Raw genomic sequence first — 20,861 nt, forward strand, 5'->3', positions numbered from 1 at the left:
CTACCATTAAGCTAGCGAGGGGGGCTGGATTGCTCCTCTCGCTGTTTTAAAAGACAATACAGATGACCTGGTTTAGGACCAGGTTTTTTAAGTTATTTGAGTGATTTATCTGTATTTTTTTGAAAAAATATGCTAAAATGGCTATGATTAGAAAAAATCAAATGAAGTGAGTAAAAGGAGCCGTTGATGAGCGATTCTACTAAGAAACAAACATTTACCATTCGCTTTCTCCTGACCGGTACGACTGAGATGTTACACCAAGTAACCGTTGACTACAAGGCTGGTTTTTCCCTGACGGAGCATGCGGCGGATTTTTTGGCTAAGGGTTATGAGATTTTGGAGAGTGATTTCCCTCAAAAACCGAATCCGAAAAATCTCAAGAAAAAAACCTATACGGTTTACCTGCGTGAACGCGTAACGGTCGTTTTCCCAAGTCAACCTAAGGGTGAAGGAGAACCGGTTGACGGTTCAGAGGGCCTGGTATGGCCTGCTGGTCTGGAAGATTTCGATTTGACAGTGACCCGTTCACGGGTCATTACCTACCAATACCAAGATGGTCGTCAAGCCCAACCACCTGTTCGTGAACTGGTTGATTTTGAACGCTCTGCCATGGTCAACCATGTGACAGGCGAGGTGACCTATCTGCCTTGGCAAGCCATTGGTGACGCAGAGTTTGCGCAAGTTGACACGCCGAAGTTGCCAGGCTACACGGCCGACATTTTGAGTGTTGACGCAGTGGAAGACCTGGAGTTGGAGACAAGTAGTGATGTCGATATTGTGGTCACTTATAAAGTTGAGCCTCAGTATGCCACCGTTGAAGTTTTGGACCAGGCTTCGGACAAGTTGTTGCGTAGCGATGAGTTGAATGGCGAAATTAATGCGGTCATCGATTACCCGATTGCAGAAGTTTTGGACCACTATAAGGCGAGGGGTTATGAACTGGTTGAGAACCCGTTTGAAACCGAGCAAGTCTTTGGTAAGACAGCTGGAGAGCGTCAGGTTTTCCGAATTGTTCTGAAGCCTCAGGAAATTTTGGTTCATGAGGGGGAGTTGCCAGAAGTTGGTCAACCTGTTTACCCTGAGCTGAAAAACAGTGTGTTGTGGCCAAGAGGGGTGCGTGAGTCGAAACTACGTCGTCGGGTTACCCGTACCATCACACGCCAACATGAAGATGGTCGCGTGATTGATACGGTTGAACAGGTGGTGGAATACCGTCGTCCAGCCCGCATCAACTTGTTGACCCAAGAAGTATCGTATGCGGATTGGGAACTTCTGTCTGAGGAGGCGAAATTCCCTGCTTATGTGCCTGAGGAATTGACGGGTTATAGCCCTCGTCCTCGCAAATTGCCAGAATTGACGGTAGTGACGCCAGATAGTGCAAACCTGAAAGAAGTCGTTACCTACACACGTCAAATTCAGCGGATTAGCCTGCGATTTGTGGACCGTAGTCAGCAGGATTTGGTCTTGTATCAGACCCAGTTGGTTGGTAAAACGGGCGAAGCCATCCGCTTTAACCACCATAAGAAAATTCAAGAGTTTCGTAACATCGGTTACGATGTGATTGAAAATGATTTCCCAGAACAGGCCAGCTTTACTGCTGATATCACCAAGCAAGAGGTTTATAGCATTGTCTTGGAACCTCGCACGTTGGTGGTATCTCCAAGCGAACCTAAGGCGGCAGGTCGGTTTATTGATGAAGTCGCTCAAAATGGTCCTAAGTGGCCTGTGGGTGTGGATGAACAGTCTCTGCGTCATTTGGTGACACGGACCATTCATTACCGCTATGAAACGGGCAAAAAAGCCCAGGAATCTCATGTGGATGCGATTTTGTTTGAACGTGAAGCAGAGATTAACCTGGTGACCGGTCAAGTAACCTATAGCCCGTGGGTAAGCCAAGAATCAGCCTTCTCTGACCATCAGGTTCCAAGTTTGGACGGCTATTATGCCAACCGTGAAGTGGTTGCTGGTTTAGAGAATATTGCCGTTGATTCAGCAGACTACGAAGTGACGGTTTCCTACATCAAAACCTCTAACCAAGTGAGTTACACCATCCAAGATGTGACTGCAGATGAAACCCTTGAAACCAAGCTGGTCAACGGTCGCTCGGTTCAGAAGCTGCGCGAAGAAATTGACCGCAAACTGCAACCGTATTTGGCCAAGGGTTACAAATTGGAAAATTCGCAACGCCTGAATTTAGCCCTGAAAAATTCAGAGACCACTAGCTTGACGATTGAATTGTCTCAAGAGGTCTTGGATGTTCTTCCAGACCAACCACAAGAAGCCAATGGCTTTGTGACAGGTTACAGCCAGTTGAACTGGCCAAGTGGTTTGGAGGCTGATCAGCTCAATAAAACCATCACCCGTCAGGTTAGTCTGGTTTATGCAGATGGGAAGCCAGCTGCTGAACCGATTGTTCAGTCCTTGAACTTTACCCGCTCTGCTCGAGTTAACCTGGTGACTGGTCAAGTGACCTATGGAGACTGGACTTCTGGAGACGGTCGCTTTGAGGCTTTGAGCTTGCCAGAGATTGATGGCTACACACCAAACGTGATTAGCCTACCTGAAGAAGTGGTTTCAGCAGAAGAGGCCAATAGCTTGGTTGAAGTGGTTTATCACGCTCAACCAGGGCAACTGGCGGTTGTTTACCTGGAAGAAGGTAGTGAAAGGGAACTTCATCGGGATGAGTTTACTGCTCCAGTTGGTGAGCAACTCAGCTATTCTGTTACTGAACGCCTGCCACTCCTGGATTTGATGGCCTATGATGTGGTATCGACAAGCTGTCCAAACCGTTTGGTATTTGACACAGAAGCAACAGCTTATCAGGTTATTCTTCGGGCTAAGACGGTTGAAGTGACGGCAGAAGCCCCACGTCAAGCACAGACAACTAGCTGGTTGGATGGCTATGGTCTCTTTAACTGGCCAGAAGGTCTTGATAAGGCTTCGCTTGTTGGTGATTTGCGTCGTGTCATCCGCTATAAGACTGACCTTGGTGAGGTTTTGGATGCCCAAGAAGTGGTGCAAACTGCACGCTTGACGCGTTCAGCCCAAGTTAATCTGGCGACAAAAGAAGTTTCTTACCAAGAATGGACGTCCGATGTTGCAACCTTTGGAGCAGTGGAAAATCCAGAGTTTGATGGCCTTGTTCCACATTTGGCTGAAGTTCCGGCCTTGGATGTGGCTACTAATCATCAGCACATCAATCACGTTATTGAAGAGGTTGTGGTTTACAGTCGTCAACCTTACCATTGCCAATTCAAGTTTGTGGATAGCTTGCGTCAAGAGGTTCTTGGCGAGGTGGCTTTGACAGTTCTCGATAAGAAAGCGATTCATGAGTCTTATCAAGATTTGCTGTCGACCTATCAACAATTGGGTTATGTGCAGACAGGAAATGAAACCCTCAATCTGAAAGGATGGAAGCTAACTGACACCAAGGTCTTTGAAGTGGCCTTGAAACCTCAGTTGATGGTGGTGACCATTGACCATATTGACGAGGCTTTTGCTTCCTTTGACGAGGATGTTGCTAGCCAGTTGCAAACTCTGGAAGGCTTGTCACGTTTGGACTTGTCTCGTCAGGTCAACCGCACCATCAAATACCTCTACACCAATGGCAAACCAGTGTCACGCGCTTATCAGGACAGCATTACCTTTAAGCGTTCTGCACGGGTTAATTTGGTGACAGGTGAGATTTTCTATGATGATTGGACTAGCTACTACCCTATTTTTGACGAAGTCTTGTCACCAGTGGTTGATGATTATCGACCATCTAAGGAAATCGTTGGCCCAATTGAAGAGGTGACGGCGGACAGCCTGGATATTATTGAGACCATCATCTACACCCGTAAGGTCCAACAAGTTGTGGTTAGCGTGGTGGATAAGGCGACTGGTAACATCATTTATGCCGAGTCGATTACAGGAACAGGTGGTGTGGCTGATACAGGCTACGAAGTGTCTAAGTTTGTGAAAAAAGGTCAAGACGTTGTCTCTGATGAAGGGGCGGCCACTCTTGAAGCAAGCTCAGTAGTCACTGCCCCAGAACAGGAAGCCAAAGAGCCAGCAGACCAGCCTCAGGCTGATGAAGCAGTTGTGGCTCCAGTGGTCGAAACAGTTGCTGAAGAGCCGGTGGCAACGCCTGCTCAAGAGCCAGTAGAGCCTGTGGCTGATAAACCAGTTACCAAGAAGACGGTTGTTATCGGTTTTGATGACTTGGAGCTACAAAAAGAACATGGTCTGCCTCTGTCTGACTTTGTCAAAACCCTGAATCGAGAAATTCGTTTCGTGGATGAACAAGGCAAGTCCTTGAAAGAAGCAGTGACTCAGACCTTGACCTTCCACCGTCAGGCAACCCTCAGTCCTAAGCACAAGGCTGTTCAATTTAGCCCGTGGGTAGCTGTTGAGGAGAAAGCATTTGCTGTCCTTCCGAGCCCAAGTATCGAGGGGTATAAGACTGGTCAAAAACGTGTAGCTTCTTACACACCGAAGCAACATGAGATGGGCACCTTGGTTGAAACCATCGTTTACGAACCAGCTCAAGCCTTCCAGGTTGAGAACATCTCCATTGTTTTTGCCGAAGAGGACACCAACGAAGAAATTTTGAGTTTTAACTTTGTTGGTAAGACTAAGGCTGACTGTGAGAAAAAAATCAAGAAAGGTCAAGCTTTCTTGACTTACAAGGGCTATGAAGTGGTGAGCTCAGACTACCCAGATAAGGGAGAGGTTAAGGACGATACCCTTCATTATCGGATTATTGTTCGAAAGAAACCAGAGGGTGAGCAAGCTGCCCCCCTTCAAGCACCAAGTAAAGTAGCTGGTCAAGAGCCAGCTGAAAAGACCCCGATTGCTCAGCCAGAGCCAACTGCCAAGGCAGAAGACAAGGCTGCTTCAACGGAGAAACCAGTCGCCAAATCAGCTCCAGCAGCTGAGCAAGCGACCCAAGAATCAAAGAATAAACAAAAAGGTTTCTTTGACTTCTTCTTCAAAGACTAAACCTAAAGAGCACGGCACCAGATCAAGGGGCCGTGCCCTTTCTATGAGAATAAAGGAGTAAAACATGTCTAAAATTTTAGTTTTTGGCCACCAAAACCCTGACACGGATGCAACGGCATCAGCCATTGGCTGGGCTTACGTTGAACGTGAAGCTTGGGGCAACAACACAGAAGCGGTATTGCTAGGCGAGCCCAATGAAGAAACAGCTTTTGCCCTCAACTACTTTGGTGTTGAGACGCCACGTGTGGTAACGTCTGCTAAGGCAGAGGGGGTTAGTCAGGTTATCTTGACAGACCACAACGAGTTCCAACAATCCATCTCAGATATCCGAGAGGTTGAGGTCCTAGGTGTGGTTGACCACCACCGTGTGGCTAATTTTGAAACAGCTAATCCGCTTTACATGCGTCTGGAGCCAGTAGGTTCGGCGTCATCAATCGTCTACCGTGCCTCAAAAGAAGCAGGTGTGACCCTGCCTAAGGAAGTGGCTGGTCTCCTCTTGTCTGGCCTTATCTCCGATACCCTCTTGCTCAAGTCTCCGACCACCCACGCCAGCGACCCAGAGGTCGCGGCTGAATTGGCGGAGCTGGCAGGCGTGAACCTGGAAGAGTACGGCCTGGCTCTCCTCAAAGCTGGAACCAACTTGGCCAGCAAGTCAGCTGACGAGTTGATTGACATCGATGCTAAGACTTTTGAACTTAATGGCAACCCAGTCCGTGTGGCTCAGGTCAACACCGTTGACATCGCTGAAGTCTTGGAACGCCAGGCAGAGATCGAAGCAGCCATGACAGCTGCAAGCTCAGTTAATGGCTACTCTGACTTTGTCCTCATGATTACCGACATCGTCAACTCCAACTCAGAAATCCTGGCCCTGGGTGCCAACATGGATAAGGTTGAGGCTGCCTTTAACTTCAAACTGGAAAACAACCACGCTTTCTTGCCAGGTGCCGTGTCTCGTAAGAAACAGGTGGTGCCACAATTGACAGAAAGCTTTAATGCTTAATGACCAGCAGACCTTCGGGTCTGTTTTTTTGGAGATAGGGTGGAGGTAAAAATTGAGGGTTAACCCAGTTAGTCTTGCTTTGATGATAACAGTAAAAAGTCTCAATTTTTGAGAAAAGCCTCTATCGGGAAAATCTGGCAGATGACTGTGAAGCGTTTTTCACCCCTTTCAAGGGATGGCGATTAAGGCGAACTCATCAAAAATCCCCCAAGAACAGAGGCCTGGCCGCTATTCTTGGGGGATTCTTTTGGTCGGAGAGGTTAGTGTCTAAGAGCTGATGACTTGCTCTGCAATCTCAAAGTCGCCCTCGTAGGGCATTTTTTGGCCTTTGACAATCTGGTAGCGGTCACGGCCCTTGCCAGCGATGATGACAGCGTCCTGGTCAGTCTGGGTCAGACCGAGTGCCGTTTCGATAGCGGTCTTGCGGTCAGGGAGGATGGTGACTGGCCGATCAATCTGGTCGGCAATTTCCTGACAGATGGCGGCTGGGTCCTCGTGGTTGGGGTCGTCTGCGGTCAGGATAACAGTCAGGTCAGGGTAGCGGTTGATGACCTGGGCAAAATCCGCTCGGCGGCTCTCAGCCTTGTTGCCTGTTGAGCCGATGATGAGGATGACCTGGCCAGTCTGGTGGCTGGTCACTACCCCAATCAATTTGTCCAAACTATCGCCGTTGTGGGCGTAGTCCACATAGATTTTGGCCCCGTTGGTCTGGGTCAGGATCTCCATGCGACCTGGGACAGTCGTCTTGGCAATGCCTGTTTTGATGTCTGTGAGGCTGGCGCCCAAACGCAGGCAGGCGAGACCAGCGGCGACGGCATTTTCTTGGTTAAAATCACCAATCAGCTGGCAATCATAATTGCCAGCCAGTTTGCCCGCCAGAGTAAACTGATTGGCGGTGCTGGTCACAATGGCGTTATCAGAACCTGCCCCGTAGCGGTCGCCCTCTCTACCCGCAACTCGCTCCAAAGCCACCTCAGCCTGGTCCATGGCCTGGTTGATGATGACCGCTCGGCTATTGTCCAAAAGCATGAGCTTATGGGCGAAGTAGTCCTCAAAGGTCGGGTGCTCGATGGGGCTGATGTGGTCGGGTGTGATGTTGAGAAAGACGCCCACATCAAAGGTCAGGCCATAGACCCGCTTGAGCAGATAGGCCTGGCTGGAGACTTCCATAATCAGGTGGCTACAACCGTTCTTGACCGCCTCAGCCATCATGGCAATCAGATCCAGGCTCTCAGGCGTGGTCAGCTGGGACTTGAAGAAGGTCTCCCCGTCCAGGGTGGTGTTGGCCGTCGACAGCAGGGCTGGCTTGTGGCTCTCCTTGAGGATGTGGAAGGCGAAATAAGCAGCCGTGGTCTTGCCCTTGGTGCCCGTAAAGGCCAGGAGCTTGAGCTTGTCCTGAGGGTTGCCGTGAAAGGCCATAGCAAGCAGGCTCATGGCTTTTTTGATGTCTTTGACGACAATGGCAGAGCAGGCCACACCGTAGTCTTTTTCAGCGATGTAGAGTTTTAGGCCAGCTGCCACCGCCTTGTCCAGGTAAGCAGGGTCAAAATTTGCCCCCTTGACGAAAAAGAGGGTGTCAGCATCTACTGAACGGCTATCGTAGCTAATCTTACTGAAGGTCGTCTCATGCCAAGAAGGTGGTAAGGTGATGAGGTTGTCATCAGCTTTTAAAATCTCAAAAATCTGTGCTAAGTTTATCATACTTCTATTGTAAACGGAAAGTTGCTGTTTTACAAGTGACAAGTAAAGGTTTATAATAGAAAGTAGTGAATTTAGAAAGTAAGGATTACCTGTGACAGACAAACCTGTGAAAAACGCCGACCTCAGTCGGGAAGAAAAAATGCTACGAGGGACAGCCTGGCTGACCTTTGCTAACTTTATGAGCCGCCTTCTGGGTGCTTTTTATGTCATTCCCTGGTACCGTTGGATGGGAGAGGCCGCTCCCCAGGCCAATGCCCTCTTTGGTATGGGCTACAACGTTTATGCCATCTTCCTCCTCTTATCAACCACAGGTCTCAACACAGCCGTGGCCAAGCAGATTGCCAAATACAACAGCTTGGGCCGAGAGGAAGAAGGACTAGCCTTGGCCCGCCAGTTCATCTGGCTCATGTTGGGGTCTGGGGTGGTCTTTGCGGCCATCATGTATCTGGGTGCACCAGCTTTTGCGGCCTTGTCAGGAGGAGGAGTTGAATTAACTCAGGTCCTTCGGAGCATGACCTTGGCTGTCCTCTTTTTCCCAGTCATGAGTGTCCTGAGAGGGGTCTTTCAGGGCTACAACAATGTCAAGCCCAATGCCCTCGGCCAGTTGGCTGAACAACTGGTTCGGGTCATTTGGATGTTGGCGACGGCCTTTGCCATCATGAAACTGGGCTCCAAGGACTATGTGGCAGCGGTCAGCCAATCCACCTTTGCCGCCTTTATCGGCATGTTGGCCAGTCTAGCCGTTCTAGGAGCCTACCTCTGGAAGGAAGGGCTCTTGGTTAAATTGTTGACCAAGCCGACCCATACAGTGGCCTCGTCAGCCAGCAGAGCCATCTTGGTGGAAACCTTCCAGACTGCCCTGCCCATTATTCTGACAGCTTCAGCCATCCAACTCTATCAGCTCATCGACCAAGCCAGCTTTATCAACCTCATGAGCCTCTGGACGACCGAGAGCAAAGAGACCCTCAATGTGGTCTATGCCTACCTGTCTGCCAACCCCAATAAAATCATCATGATTATTGTGGCGGTGGCGGTTTCCATCGGTGAGGTTGGCTTGCCTCTCCTGACAGAAAGCACGGTCAAGGAGGATAAGCGGAGCGTGGCTCGCCTGATTCTCAATAGCTTCCAAATGCTCCTGGTCTTTGTTTTCCCAGCCCTTATGGGGGCTATTCTCCTGGCTGAGCCCCTCTACACCTTCTTTTACGGCCCGTCGGAAAAACTGGCCATTGGCCTTTTTATCGCCATTCTCCTTCAAGCCTTCCTCCAGTGCCTCTACATGGCCCTCTCGCCTATGCTTCACGCCATCTTTGAGAGCAAGGCGGCTGTTCGCCATTTCCTTTATGGGCTTTTGGTAAAATTGCTGACGCAGTTACCGCTGATTTGGCTCCTGGGAGCTTATGGGACGGTGTTGTCAACGGCTTTGGGTCTCTTGGTGCCCCTGGTTTTCATGTTCAAGCACTTGCATGGCAAAACCTACTTTAACCGACAGTTACTGGTTAGGACAACCCTGAAGATTAGCCAGAATACCCTGGTGATGTCTTTAGTGATTGCCTTCATAAATGGGTTGCTTGGCTTGGTTTATAAGCCAGCAGGAACCCTATCTTCGGCCCTCTATCTGTCCTTGTTTGGTTTACTAGGTGGCCTGATTTACGGTTACCTGTCCCTCAAGACCAGAAGTCTGGATGCCTTGTTGGGGGCTCGGGCAGAAGGTCTGCGACAGAAATTGAAGATGAACTAGATGTGAGAGGCCTATGGGCCTCCTTTCTTATAGGTTTAGGCTATAACTAATCGTCTTGAAAAACTATGAGAGTAGCTCTGCTATTTCCCAAAAATCGTGATAAAATAGAAGGGAAGAGAAGAATGAGGAGAGATAGACATGGACTATAAGAACTTGCACTTGGAGACCCAGTTGGCTCAGGCGGGCATTCGGGTGGACGGCCAAACAGGGGCCCTGGTGTCGCCTATCCACCTGTCAACCACCTACCAGCACCCAGAGTTTGGCCAGTCAACAGGCTTCGACTACACTCGGACCAAGAACCCGACCCGCACTAACCTGGAGCGAACCCTGGCGGCCATCGAGGGGGCGGATTATGCGGTGGCGACCAGTTCAGGCATGAGTGCCCTGGTCTTGGCCATGGAGATTTTTCCTGTCGGCACCAAGGTTTTGGCCTGTCGTGACCTCTATGGCGGTTCTTTCCGTTGGTTTGCCAAGGAGGAGACCAAGGGGCGGTTTAGCTTTGTCTATGCTAATAGCCAAGCTGACATGCTTGATTTGTTAGACGAGACCATCGACGTGGTCTTTATCGAGACCCCGACCAACCCCCTCATGACTGAGTTTGACATTGAGCGGATTGCCAAGAAGGCCAAGGAGCTGGGAGCGACGGTAGTGGTGGACAATACCTTCTACACGCCTGTTTACCAGCGGCCTATCGAGCTGGGGGCGGATATTGTCATCCACTCAGCGACCAAGTACCTGAGCGGCCACAATGATGTCCTGGCTGGAGCTGTCATCACCAAGAGCCAAGCCATTTACGACCAGCTCTTTTACAACCTCAATACGACTGGGCCTGTCCTGTCGCCCTTTGACAGCTACTTGCTCATGCGGGGCCTCAAGACCCTCAAGCTCCGGATGGAGAAGTCAACAGCCAATGCCCAAGAATTTGTGGCTTATCTGGAACAATCGCCCCACATCAAGGAGGTTCTCTACACGGGCAAGGGGGGCATGGTCTCCATTAAACTGGCTGATCAGAACAAGATTCCAAACCTGCTCAACAAGCTGAAAATCTTCACCTTTGCCGAAAGTCTGGGCGGGGTGGAGAGTTTGATTACTTACCCAACGACCCAGACCCACGCGGACATTCCTGCGGAAATCCGTCATTCTTACGGCCTGACTGACGACCTGCTCCGCCTGTCCATCGGTATCGAAGACGTGCGGGATTTGATTGCTGATTTTGAGCAAGGCTTGGCGGATTAAGCCCAATCAGACTGACCGATAGAGGGTGGTGGCCGCCCTCTATTTATGTTATAATCAAATCATGTAAGAGCTACCCGATATTGTTTGCTAGAAAGGATGCCCCATGACTACTTACGATTTTACGACCCTACCAGAACGCCTGTCCACCAATGCCATCAAGTGGCAGAAGACGGCGACCGACCCAGACCTCTTGCCCCTGTGGATTGCGGACATGGATTTTCAGGTTTTTCCTGAGATGACGGTGGCCATGCAGGCCTTTGCTGCCCGCTCGGTCTTTGGCTACGAGAGCCCGACCGATGGCCTCTACCAGGCGGTTATCAACTGGGAGCGAGAGGAGCACGGCTTTGAGCTGGAAAAAGAGGACATCCTCTTTATCGAGGGGGCGGTGCCAGCCCTGGCGGTGGCTATTCAAGCCTTTACCAAGGAGGGCGAGGCTGTCCTCATCAACACCCCTGTTTACCCGCCCTTTGCCCGTTCGATCCAGCTCAACAACCGCCAGCTGGTGACCAACACTCTGGTCGAAAAGGACGGCCGCTTTGAGCTGGACTTCGACCAGCTGGAGCGGGACATTGTGGACAACGCCGTCAAGCTCTACATTTTCTGCAACCCGCATAATCCTGGTGGTCGGGTTTGGGACATGGCAGAGCTGGAAAAGCTAGGCCAGCTCTGTCGCAAGCACGGGGTCATCCTGGTTTCGGATGAGATTCATCAGGACCTGGTCCTCTATGGCAAGAAGCATATGTCCTTCCAGACGGTTGACCCAAGTTTTGCTGATTTTTCCATTGTGTTGGCCTCGGCCACCAAGACTTTCAATATTGCAGGGACCAAGAACAGCTTTGTCTTTGCCAAAAATCCTGAGCTGAGAAAGGCCTTTAGCAAGCGGCAGTTGGCCAACAACCAGCATGAGATTTCCAACCTGGGCCTCTATGCAACCGAGGTGGCCTTGACCCAGGGCAAGTCTTGGTTGACGGAGCTTAAAACGGTTTTGGAGGGCAACATCGACTATCTGCTGGGCTATTTTGCCAAAAATGCCCCAAAACTGCAGGTCATGAAGCCAGAGGGAACCTACCTGCTTTGGCTGGATTTTTCGGCCTACGGGCTCAAGCATAGCGAGGTTGGACGGCTCTTGGAGGAAGAGGCCAAGGTTTTACTCAATGACGGTCTAACCTTTGGCCGTGAGGGCAAGTTGCGCTTCCGCCTCAATGCGGCGGCCCCAAGAGGGGTGATTGAAGAGGCTGCCCAGCGAATTTGTCGGGTTTTTTCAGGTTTTTAGCAAAAAAATCTAAGAAAATCGCGTTTTTCTCTTGAAAGTGTTTCCAATACATGTTAAAATAATATTGAAAACGACATTTTCAAAGAGAAAGGACGTCTAAAAATGAACACAGATGACACCATTACCATATACGACGTGGCCAGGGAAGCGGGGGTTTCCATGGCTACGGTCAGCCGTGTTGTCAATGGCAACAAGAATGTTAAGGAAAATACCCGTCAAAAGGTCCTTGATGTGATTGACCGTTTGGACTATCGTCCAAATGCTGTGGCACGTGGTCTAGCCAGCAAGAAAACGACAACGGTTGGGGTGGTCTTACCCAATATTTCCAACAGTTACTTTTCCGTTTTGGCCAAGGGTATCGATGATATTGCAGCCATGTATAAGTACAACATTGTTCTAGCCTCTAGTGATGAGGATGACGATAAAGAAGTCAATGTGGTTAACACCCTTTTTGCCAAGCAGGTGGACGGCATTATCTTTATGGGTCACCGCTTGACCGATAAGATTCGGGCGGAGTTCTCTCGCTCTCGGACACCGGTTGTCCTTGCAGGGACGGTTGATTTGGAGCACCAATTGCCGAGCGTCAACATTGACTTCCAACAGGCAGCGGCTGATGCGGTGGCTGTCTTGGCGGAAAAAAACCAGAAAATCGCCTTTGTGTCTGGTCCGTTGATTGACGACATCAATGGCAAACTCCGTTTGAATGGCTACAAGGAAGGCCTCAAGCAGAAAGGATTGACCTTCTCAGAGAGCCTAGTTTTTGAAGCCAAGTACCGCTATGAGGACGGCTTTGCTCTGGCGGAACGTCTGATTCATTCAGGAGCGACGGCGGCTTATGTGGCCGAGGACGAATTGGCGGCAGGCCTGCTCAATGGTTTGTTCGCAGCAGGCAAACGGGTACCAGAAGATGTGGACATCATCACCAGTGATGATTCCCTGCTGGTCAAGTACACCCGTCCTAACCTGACGTCCATCAGCCAACCGATTTATGACTTGGGGGCAGTTGCCATGCGGATGCTGACCAAAATCATGAACAAGGAAGAACTGGAAGAAAAAGAATTGATCCTCAACCACGGTATCAAGAGACGCCAGTCAACCAAATAGCACCTTTAGGAGAGGCCGGGGGTTGCACTGCCCCCCCAAAAGCCTTCCTGACTAGCACAAAAAAGCAACGGTTTTGCTGCCGTTGCTTTTTGCATTAGAGAGATAGACTTGATAAAATAAAGTTGTCAAATCCTATTTCGAAAGGCTATCTCAGGCACATTAACGATAACACAAATCAGACGACATTACCACTAGAACTCTCTTGTCTTTTCTGTCCACTTATCCCCACCAAGCTCAGCTAGTTGTGGCAGACGCTGGCTATGGGAGCGAGGAAAATTTGGTTACCCTTGATGAGTGGGGGATTGACCATTTGATTAAGTATGGCCTGTTTGACAAGGAGCAGAAAAAGCCTTACAAGCAGTCGTCTAAGAACTTGGACAGTTGGACTTACGATGAGGCTTGTGATACCTATACCCATCTTGATGAGTTGGTCTATCACTTTGAAACCATCAAGCACAGTAAAACAACTACTGGATTTGAGCAAGAAATTAGAACCTGTATTCACAATCGAAGTATTTGATTGACTAGGCTAGTTTTGGTGCAATCGAGAAACATTTTTGCAGAAATACTGCCCGTATTACCAAAAAATGTGACAAAGAGTGAGCCAAAACTAGCCAGTCAGGTGAATGCTGAGATGTGAATACAGGTTCTTAGGCTTTACAAGGCGGATTCCCCTGATTTAACACCGCAGAAGGGGCTCTATATCAACGAGAGGTACCAGGCCTTGAAACAAGAAGAAACAGAGGATCTTTTATCTGCAGAAGGCAGCCGCATCTTAGCTAGGCGTAAAGTTGATGTGGCACCTGTCTTTGGTCAGGTAAAGGCTTGTTTGGGCTACAACCGCTGTAACCTGAGAGGAAAACGGCAAGTCCAGATTGGCATGGGACTAGTCCTCATGGCAACAACCTCCTCAAATACACCAAGAAAATGGCCCTAAACCAAAACAGAGACTCACAACAAGGTGAATCTCTGTGTTTTTTGAGCTTAGAAGGACTTTTGTCTCGGGCTCTTGCAATAATTTCTTGTCCAACTTTTTGGGTCAGTACAAGTGGTTGAGTGGCTCCCTTCGCTGATTTTATCAGCTGAACAGCCCTTACGACAGTAGCGAGCTTTGCTCGTTCAATCTGCAACCTGAGGAAAATTTTTGTCTCGGTCACATTTTCTGCTCTGCTATGGTCCAAAAAGGGCGGAGCCCACCGCAAGGGTCAAAGGGAAGGCGAAAACCAGGGCCAGTCCGAAGAGGAAAAGGCCAAACTTACGCCCTAAACCAGCGGCAATCAGGGATAAGATGCCAAAAATGGGAAAAATATAGAGGGTTAAAGCAAGATTAAAATCACCACGCCCATGTCCTAAAAAGTTCCAAATTGGAAGGAAAAGACTGAGCCAGAGAGCTGATACCAAGAGGATAAACCTAATCTGGTAACGATCAATGTGACCTTTGAATGTATCAAAACGCGTTGACATGCTAACCACCTCCCTTGGTAACTTTATGATAATATCAGGATAGAATTGACAAAGATTTAGCGGTTTCAACATGATCTCTACCTAAACAAAATGCATACCACTATGTTTCAGTAGTATGCATGTTTCGAAAGTTCAGTAGTATGCATGTTTCGAAAGTTTTCTTGTAAATCGTTCGGCAATCCGTGCGATTTATCTGGTCAACCTTAGACCACAACGTTAACGATTGCTTTATTTTCAACAACATCGTTTAGGTCGAGTTCTGGTCATAGAAACCCTTGCCTAGAAAAGCCCAACTGCTGTGCCGTCTGGCAGAACATCCATCTTGAGGGCGGCAGGTTCTTTGGGCAGGCCTGGCATGGTCATGACATCACCCGTCAAGGCCACGATAAAGCCTGCTCCTGTTTTAGGGACGAATTCACGGATGGTCAACTCGAAGCCTTCTGGAGCTCCCAAGAGGGCTGGGTTGTCTGAGAAACTGTACTGGGTCTTGGCCATGCAGACAGGGAGCTTATCCCAGCCAAGGGCTTCAAACTCAGCCAGTTGAGCCTTGGCCGTCTGGCTCAGGGTCACGCTGCTGGCACGGTAGATGCTCTTGGCAATCTTTTCAATCTTGGTCACCAGGCTGTCATCAGCTGCATAGAGACGGCGATAGTCTGCCTGGTCTTGTTCCAGAACCTCAACCACCTTGGCAGCCAAGTCAAGGCCACCATCAGCACCCTTGGCCCAGCTGGTGGTCAACTCAACAGGCACACCAATCTCAGCACAGAGTTCCTTGAGGGTGGCCACTTCTGCTGGGGTGTCGGTCACAAATTCATTGATGGCCACAACCGCAGGAACACCAAACTGGCGAATGTTGTCCACATGGCGGGCCAGGTTGGCAAAACCTGCCTTGACAGCCTCAACATTTTCCTGAGCCAGGTCAGTCTTAGCCACACCACCGTGCATCTTGAGGGCACGCAGGGTGGCAACAATGACAACCGCACTTGGGGTGGTTGGCAGGTTCGGGGTCTTGATGTTGAGGAATTTCTCCGCCCCCAAGTCAGCACCGAAACCAGCCTCGGTGACCACGATGTCGGCCAAACGCAGGGCTGTTGAGGTGGCCAGAACCGAGTTACAGCCGTGGGCGATATTAGCAAATGGGCCACCGTGGACAAAGGCAGGTGTGCCGTAGATGGTCTGCACCAGATTAGGCTTGATAGCGTCTTTGAGGATGAGGGTCAGGGCCCCCTCGACCTTCAGGTCTCGAACATAGACTGGCGATTTGTCATAGCGGTAGGCGACCACGATATTAGCTAGGCGTTCTTTGAGGTCAGACAAGTCCGTCGCCAAGCAGAGAATGGCCATGATTTCACTGGCCACGGTGATGTCAAAGCCGTCTTGACGAGGGATACCGTTAATCGGACTGCCCAGCCCCACGATAACCTGACGGAGAGCTCGGTCATTGAGGTCCACCACCCGTTTCCAGATGATGCGACGAGGGTCGATGCCCAACTCGTTGCCCTGTTGGAGGTGGTTGTCAATCAGGGCAGACAGGGCATTGTTGGCTGTGGTAATGGCGTGCATGTCACCTGTAAAGTGGAGGTTGATGTCCTCCATAGGAAGCACCTGGGCGTAGCCTCCGCCAGCTGCTCCGCCTTTTACCCCCATAACAGGGCCCAAAGAAGGTTCCCGGAGGGCAATCATGGCTTTTTTGCCCAATTTATTGAGGGCGTCAGCCAGACCGATGGTCATGGTGGACTTGCCCTCACCTGCTGGGGTCGGGTTGATGGCCGTCACCAGCACCAACTTGCCCAGGGGCTGGTTTTGCAGCTCGGCTATTTTTTCAAAAGAAAGCTTGGCCTTGAACTTGCCGTAAAGCTCCAGGTCGTCTGGGGAAATGCCCAAGGGGGAAACGATGTCCACGATGGGTTTTAGGCTTGCAGCTTGTGCAATGGCGATGTCTGTTGTCATGAGAATCCTCCTTTTATAAAACGCGTTTAAGCTGGTTTTTGGGCTGTCCAAGTCGGCAGGACTTCTCCCAACCAACTCAGCACCTCTTCTAAATCACTACCTTCTGTCGACAGCAGGTAAATCTTTTCACTGTTAGCTGTTGGTACAAAACTCACCGACACAATCAGAGCCCCGTTAGGCAAGATGACCCGACTGATGGAAGACTCATGAAAGAGGTCATTAAACAAGTCACGCTCCAGAGCAATATCAGCCCCTTCAACACCTGAAAAAGCATCCACTTGGAGGGCCAGCATCAAGTCTGTTTCACTCATCTGGTTGTCAGTCAACTCTTTTAACTTCTCCGTGTAATCTTTCTTAGCATAACTGGTCAAGGAGAGAATGCTCAAGGTTTCTGGATTGGTCCACTGTTTGGTATTGGCAATAGCAGCATTATGGTTGAGATCAGTGAATGGCAAGACCTTGCTCGGGAAAGTGATGTAACCAAGCTCATCATTGCCTTCAACAAAGTTACCAGCTGCCCCATTATCTGCCACCATCTCTTGAGTGGAGCTACTGGAAGAGCTGGCCAGCTGAGAAGATTCACTCTTTGGGGCTTGACAGGCAGCCAGTAAACCACCTACAAGCACTAAGCGAGCAATTTTTGATAGGATTGACAATAATCATTACCTCCTTAAATCCTTCTGCTATATTATAACAAAATTTAGATGGAAATACACATTTTTTCAGAAAAAACTTATTTTATCGTATCTTTCCAATCATCAATCTCAATCATTGATTAAAAAACCGAACCTTCCCCTTGAAAAACAGTCAAGATAAGACTAATCATAAAAATCTCTAAACATTATGATTTGAATCACAAGGACTTGACAAATGAAAGAAACTTGGGTAAAATCAGACTATCTATTTTTCATACCGAATGACGACATTAGGAGAGTAAGGGCAACCTTCACCGACGGCGTAACACGCTCAGGTACCTGCACCAGCAGGTGGGAACTGATGATCTGACGGACTTCTGGAGAGACCATTTCACTATGGCACCGAAGGGGCAAGGCGTAACAGCTCAATCTCTCAGGTAAAAGGACAGAAGATGACAAGAAAGACCTAGGAGCAGCTTCTTTTTGGGGCACCGCTTTTCTGGGGAATGGCCGGTCTATCAGGCTTTCCCTATCCTCTTACCAGAGGTGACTTGTCTCTTTTATCTCAAATCTCCAGAAGTCGATGACCATCTACTTCTTTTTTGTGGCCTCAATCGGTACCCATTTTCTACAAAGGAGGCACTATGCTAACACTTTTTGAAACCATCAACAACCTGGTCTGGGGACCGCCCCTGCTCATCCTGCTCATGGGAACTGGCCTCTACCTGACCCTCCGCTTAGGCGGACTGCAGTTCGTCCGTCTGCCCAAGGCCCTGTCACTGATTGTGACCGACAAGGCGGACGGCCAAGGCGAGGTCTCCAGCTTTGCAGCCCTCTGTACGGCCCTAGCTGCCACCGTCGGTACCGGAAACATCGTTGGTGTCGCGACTGCCATCACTTCTGGCGGTCCTGGAGCCCTCTTCTGGATGTGGGTGGCTGGTTTTTTGGGCATGGCCACCAAGTACGCCGAAGGCCTCTTGGCCATCAAGTTCCGCACCAAGGACGAAAACGGTCAAGCCTCGGGTGGTCCCATGTACTACATCACTCTGGGCATGGGGGACAAGTGGAAACCCTTGGCCATCTTCTTTTCCATCAGCGGTATTCTGGTAGCCCTCTTTGGCATGGGAACCTTTGCCCAGGTCAATGCCATCAGCTCTGCCCTGGAAAACAGCCTCAGCCTGTCACCAAAATTGGTCAGTCTAGTCTTGGCTGCTTTGGTGGCCACCATCATTTTCGGGGGAATCCAGTCCATCTCCAAGATTTCAACGGCTGTGGTGCCCTTCATGGCCTTGGCCTATATCGCCGCTACCCTTTGGATTTTAGCCACTCACGCAGAAAAGGTCTTGCCAAGCTTGGCCCTGGTCTTTAGCTCTGCTATGTCACCAACAGCAGCCGTCGGGGGCTTTGCAGGAACGACCGTCAAAAACGCCATCCAAAAAGGGGTGGCCCGCGGGGTCTTCTCCAACGAATCAGGCCTGGGGTCTGCCCCTATCGCTGCCGCTGCCGCCAAGTCTAACAATGCCGTGGAGCAGGGGATGATTTCCATGACCGGGACCTTTATTGACACCATCGTCATTTGTAGCCTGACCGGTCTAACCCTCCTGGTCACCGGCCAATGGACGGACAACTTGGTTGGGGCTCCCCTGACTCAGGCTGCTTTTGCCACCAGTTTTTCGACAGCTGGCGGTAACCTTTTGGCCCTTTGCCTGACCCTCTTTGCCTTTACAACCATTCTGGGCTGGTCCTACTACGGCGAACGCTGCTTCACCTTCGTCTTTGGCAGCAAGCACCTGACCCTCTACCGCCTGGTCTTTGTCCTCATGGTGGCTCTCGGTGGCTTCCTCAAGCTGGATTTGGTCTGGATTCTAGCTGACATCGTCAACGCCCTCATGGCCCTGCCCAACCTCATTGCCATCCTAGCCCTCTCGCCCGTGATCGTGGCTGAGACCAAGGCTTATTTTTCGGGGAAATAGCCGAGCGGTCACAAAGCCTAGGTTTAAAAAACGTTTGGCCTTGAAAAAGATTACCAACTTCCCTGAACGTAAAAAAAAAGACAAGTGATGGCCTTGACCGTCACTTGTCTTTTTTAGGTCTTGATGACCAAGCACCATTCCCGCCGTCTCCCAAAAACCGTGTTATAATAGTCTTATGGACCAACAAACGAAAAATTTGAAATTAGCTGAACGAGGCCCTCTCATCAGCATTGCAACCTATATCCTGCTGGCGGCTGGTAAGCTGACGGTCGGCTACCTTCTAGCCTCGTCCTCGCTGATTGCGGATGGTTTTAACAACCTGTCTGATATTTTGGGAAATCTGGCCATCCTGATTGGTTTGAAAATGGCTCAAAAGCCTGCGGACGGTGACCACAAGTTTGGCCATTGGAAAATCGAAGACCTGGCTAGTCTGGTCACCGCCTTTATCATGTTTGTGGTAGGTCTCCAGCTGCTCTTTCAGACCGTCCAGAGCATCATTGACCATGATGAAACCGCTATTGACCCGTTAGGGGCTCTGGTGGGACTGATTTCGGCTGGGGTCATGCTGGTGCTCTACCGCTACAACAAACACCTGTCCCAGACCCTCAAATCAGGTGCCCTCCTGGCAGCTGCCAAGGACAACCTCTCAGACGCCTTGACTTCTGTCGGGACGGTTGCTGCGATTCTAGCCAGCCACCTCAAGTTCCCCATCCTGGACAGGCTGGTTGCTCTGCTCATTACCCTCTTTATCCTAAAAACGGCCTACGACATTTTTAGTGCGGCTACCTTTAGCCTGTCGGACGGTTTCGATGCCCAGCACCTCCACCAGTACGAGGAGGCTATTCTGGCCATTCCCAAGGTTTCGGCGGTCAAATCCCAGCGGGGGCGGACCTACGGCTCCAACGTCTATCTGGATGTGGTGGTGGAAATGCACCCTGACCTATCGGTTTATGAGAGCCACGAGGTGACCGAGCAGGTTGAGCACCTGCTCAGGGACAAGTTCGGGGTCTATGACATTGATGTCCATGTGGAGCCAGCCAGCGTTCCTGAGGACGAGATTTTTGACAATGTCTATAAAAAACTCATCAAGCTGGAAAAGACGGTTTTGTCTAAGATTCCTGACTGTGAGGAGTTCTTGGCGGATAACTTCTGCCTGATTGACCAGCATGGCAAACGCTTCTCAGCCAGCCAGTTTCTCCTTGAGAAACCCTCTCTGGCCAATGACTTCGAGAATCCTGAACTGGTTTCGGTCAGCCAAAAGACCAAGTTGCTCAACTACCGCCTCAACGGCAACTACCACACCTCCATCTGGCGGCGGCATGAGACCTGGAAACTCCTCTATCATCAGGTGACCGTCAAGAAACCAGACTAAAGCAAAAGAGACCTGTCAGCGGCGATAAGCCAGTTGACAGGTCTTTTTTTCTAGGTCAAAACAGCCGCCGCCAAGGCCTGCTGGATGGCGATAACGCTGTTGTCGCTCTTGAATTGGAGGACTTCAGCTGGTTCTGCAGCTGAAGAAATCCAGATTTTCAACTCTGCATCCAAGTCAAAGTGACCTGAGGTTTCCACGGTGAAGCGGGAGATGGAGCGGTAGGGAATGGACTTGTAGGAAATCTTTTTCCCTGTCACGCCCTGCTTGTCCACCAGGATCAAGCGGTATTCGGTAAAGACAATCAAGTCTCGAACCAGGCTGAAGGCCAAGTCAACCTGTTCACCGTCCACCAAGATATCGACCAGGTCACGCTCGACCTTGTCTGTGTTTTGTTGCGAGGCATTGCCCAGCAGTCCTGAAAATAGTCCCATA

The 20,861-nt window shown here is 50.1% G+C and carries 13 protein-coding genes, 2 pseudogenes and 2 riboswitches; of the genes and pseudogenes, 10 read left to right on the forward strand and 5 right to left on the reverse strand.

Going from position 1 to position 20,861, the window contains the following annotated elements:
• Positions 1-186: 186 nt before the first annotated feature.
• Positions 187-4,983: a mucin-binding protein gene (locus AC3ARB_RS02395; protein ID WP_488320976.1), complete on the forward strand. Its 4,797-nt coding sequence runs from the start codon at positions 187-189 to the stop codon at positions 4,981-4,983.
• 64 nt (positions 4,984-5,047) lie between these two features.
• Positions 5,048-5,983 carry a manganese-dependent inorganic pyrophosphatase gene (locus tag AC3ARB_RS02400; RefSeq protein WP_488320977.1) on the forward strand — a complete coding sequence of 312 codons (936 nt, stop codon included), beginning with the start codon at positions 5,048-5,050 and terminating at the stop codon, positions 5,981-5,983.
• Between the two features lie 267 nt (positions 5,984-6,250).
• Here the strand turns inward: AC3ARB_RS02400 and AC3ARB_RS02405 are convergent, their stop codons facing one another.
• On the reverse strand, positions 6,251-7,684 hold the full coding sequence (locus AC3ARB_RS02405; RefSeq protein WP_488320978.1) for a UDP-N-acetylmuramoyl-L-alanyl-D-glutamate--L-lysine ligase: 1,434 nt from the start codon (positions 7,682-7,684) through the stop codon (positions 6,251-6,253).
• A 139-nt stretch (positions 7,685-7,823) separates the two neighbouring features.
• On the opposite strand from AC3ARB_RS02405, the gene AC3ARB_RS02410 reads away from it, so the two are divergent.
• From AC3ARB_RS02410 to AC3ARB_RS02435, 6 genes and pseudogenes are all read left to right on the forward strand, one after another.
• On the forward strand, positions 7,824-9,422 hold the full coding sequence (locus AC3ARB_RS02410; protein WP_488321518.1) for a putative polysaccharide biosynthesis protein: 1,599 nt from the start codon (positions 7,824-7,826) through the stop codon (positions 9,420-9,422).
• A gap of 138 nt (positions 9,423-9,560) precedes the next feature.
• Complete coding sequence (locus AC3ARB_RS02415) at positions 9,561-10,658, forward strand: cystathionine gamma-synthase (RefSeq protein ID WP_488320979.1); 1,098 nt, start codon at positions 9,561-9,563, stop codon at positions 10,656-10,658.
• 103 nt (positions 10,659-10,761) lie between these two features.
• On the forward strand, positions 10,762-11,931 hold the full coding sequence (locus AC3ARB_RS02420; RefSeq protein ID WP_488320980.1) for a MalY/PatB family protein: 1,170 nt from the start codon (positions 10,762-10,764) through the stop codon (positions 11,929-11,931).
• A gap of 102 nt (positions 11,932-12,033) precedes the next feature.
• Complete coding sequence (gene ccpA / locus AC3ARB_RS02425; RefSeq protein WP_488320981.1) at positions 12,034-13,035, forward strand: catabolite control protein A; 1,002 nt, start codon at positions 12,034-12,036, stop codon at positions 13,033-13,035.
• Positions 13,036-13,225: 190 nt separating this feature from the next.
• Positions 13,226-13,528 (forward strand): annotated as a pseudogene (locus AC3ARB_RS02430) (IS1182 family transposase); the annotation flags it as partial.
• Positions 13,529-13,687: 159 nt separating this feature from the next.
• Positions 13,688-13,974: pseudogene (locus AC3ARB_RS02435) on the forward strand (transposase); the annotation flags it as partial.
• A 231-nt stretch (positions 13,975-14,205) separates the two neighbouring features.
• Here AC3ARB_RS02435 and AC3ARB_RS02440 read toward each other — a convergent pair.
• The 3 genes from AC3ARB_RS02440 to AC3ARB_RS02450 all read right to left on the reverse strand — a co-directional run bounded on the left by AC3ARB_RS02440 (position 14,206) and on the right by AC3ARB_RS02450 (position 17,105).
• The gene (locus tag AC3ARB_RS02440; RefSeq protein ID WP_488320982.1) at positions 14,206-14,499 is read right to left on the reverse strand and encodes a hypothetical protein; all 294 of its coding nucleotides are present in this window, start codon (positions 14,497-14,499) and stop codon (positions 14,206-14,208) included.
• 279 nt (positions 14,500-14,778) lie between these two features.
• Positions 14,779-16,449, reverse strand: a complete 1,671-nt coding sequence (locus AC3ARB_RS02445; protein WP_488320983.1) for a formate--tetrahydrofolate ligase — start codon at positions 16,447-16,449, stop codon at positions 14,779-14,781.
• 26 nt (positions 16,450-16,475) lie between these two features.
• Positions 16,476-17,105, reverse strand: coding sequence for a hypothetical protein (locus tag AC3ARB_RS02450; RefSeq protein WP_488320984.1), 630 nt, complete (start codon positions 17,103-17,105; stop codon positions 16,476-16,478).
• Positions 17,106-17,365: 260 nt separating this feature from the next.
• Positions 17,366-17,441: riboswitch (glycine riboswitch) on the forward strand.
• Positions 17,442-17,451: 10 nt separating this feature from the next.
• Positions 17,452-17,543, forward strand: a riboswitch (glycine riboswitch).
• A gap of 185 nt (positions 17,544-17,728) precedes the next feature.
• On the opposite strand from AC3ARB_RS02450, the gene AC3ARB_RS02455 reads away from it, so the two are divergent.
• On the forward strand, positions 17,729-19,057 hold the full coding sequence (locus AC3ARB_RS02455) for an alanine/glycine:cation symporter family protein (RefSeq protein WP_488320985.1): 1,329 nt from the start codon (positions 17,729-17,731) through the stop codon (positions 19,055-19,057).
• Positions 19,058-19,232: 175 nt separating this feature from the next.
• On the forward strand, positions 19,233-20,429 hold the full coding sequence (locus AC3ARB_RS02460) for a cation diffusion facilitator family transporter (protein ID WP_488320986.1): 1,197 nt from the start codon (positions 19,233-19,235) through the stop codon (positions 20,427-20,429).
• Positions 20,430-20,479: 50 nt separating this feature from the next.
• Here the strand turns inward: AC3ARB_RS02460 and AC3ARB_RS02465 are convergent, their stop codons facing one another.
• A complete protein-coding gene (locus tag AC3ARB_RS02465) occupies positions 20,480-20,860 on the reverse strand; it encodes a PH domain-containing protein (RefSeq protein ID WP_488320987.1) in 381 nt (126 codons plus the stop codon).
• Position 20,861: the final 1 nt, after the last annotated feature.

Source organism: Streptococcus sp. ZY171113 (genome assembly GCF_057748235.1).

Bases quoted from the DNA above. Each gene is read 5' to 3' on its own strand.
- AC3ARB_RS02460 (WP_488320986.1), top strand. From the start codon at position 19,233: ATGGACCAACAAACGAAAAATTTGAAATTAGCTGAACGAGGCCCTCTC.
- AC3ARB_RS02440 (WP_488320982.1), bottom strand. From the start codon at position 14,499: ATGTCAACGCGTTTTGATACATTCAAAGGTCACATTGATCGTTACCAG.
- AC3ARB_RS02400 (WP_488320977.1), top strand. From the start codon at position 5,048: ATGTCTAAAATTTTAGTTTTTGGCCACCAAAACCCTGACACGGATGCA.
- AC3ARB_RS02445 (WP_488320983.1), bottom strand. From the start codon at position 16,449: ATGACAACAGACATCGCCATTGCACAAGCTGCAAGCCTAAAACCCATC.
- AC3ARB_RS02455 (WP_488320985.1), top strand. From the start codon at position 17,729: ATGCTAACACTTTTTGAAACCATCAACAACCTGGTCTGGGGACCGCCC.
- ccpA (WP_488320981.1), top strand. From the start codon at position 12,034: ATGAACACAGATGACACCATTACCATATACGACGTGGCCAGGGAAGCG.
- AC3ARB_RS02465 (WP_488320987.1), bottom strand. From the start codon at position 20,860: ATGGGACTATTTTCAGGACTGCTGGGCAATGCCTCGCAACAAAACACA.
- AC3ARB_RS02395 (WP_488320976.1), top strand. From the start codon at position 187: ATGAGCGATTCTACTAAGAAACAAACATTTACCATTCGCTTTCTCCTG.
- AC3ARB_RS02405 (WP_488320978.1), bottom strand. From the start codon at position 7,684: ATGATAAACTTAGCACAGATTTTTGAGATTTTAAAAGCTGATGACAAC.
- AC3ARB_RS02420 (WP_488320980.1), top strand. From the start codon at position 10,762: ATGACTACTTACGATTTTACGACCCTACCAGAACGCCTGTCCACCAAT.
- AC3ARB_RS02415 (WP_488320979.1), top strand. From the start codon at position 9,561: ATGGACTATAAGAACTTGCACTTGGAGACCCAGTTGGCTCAGGCGGGC.
- AC3ARB_RS02410 (WP_488321518.1), top strand. From the start codon at position 7,824: ATGCTACGAGGGACAGCCTGGCTGACCTTTGCTAACTTTATGAGCCGC.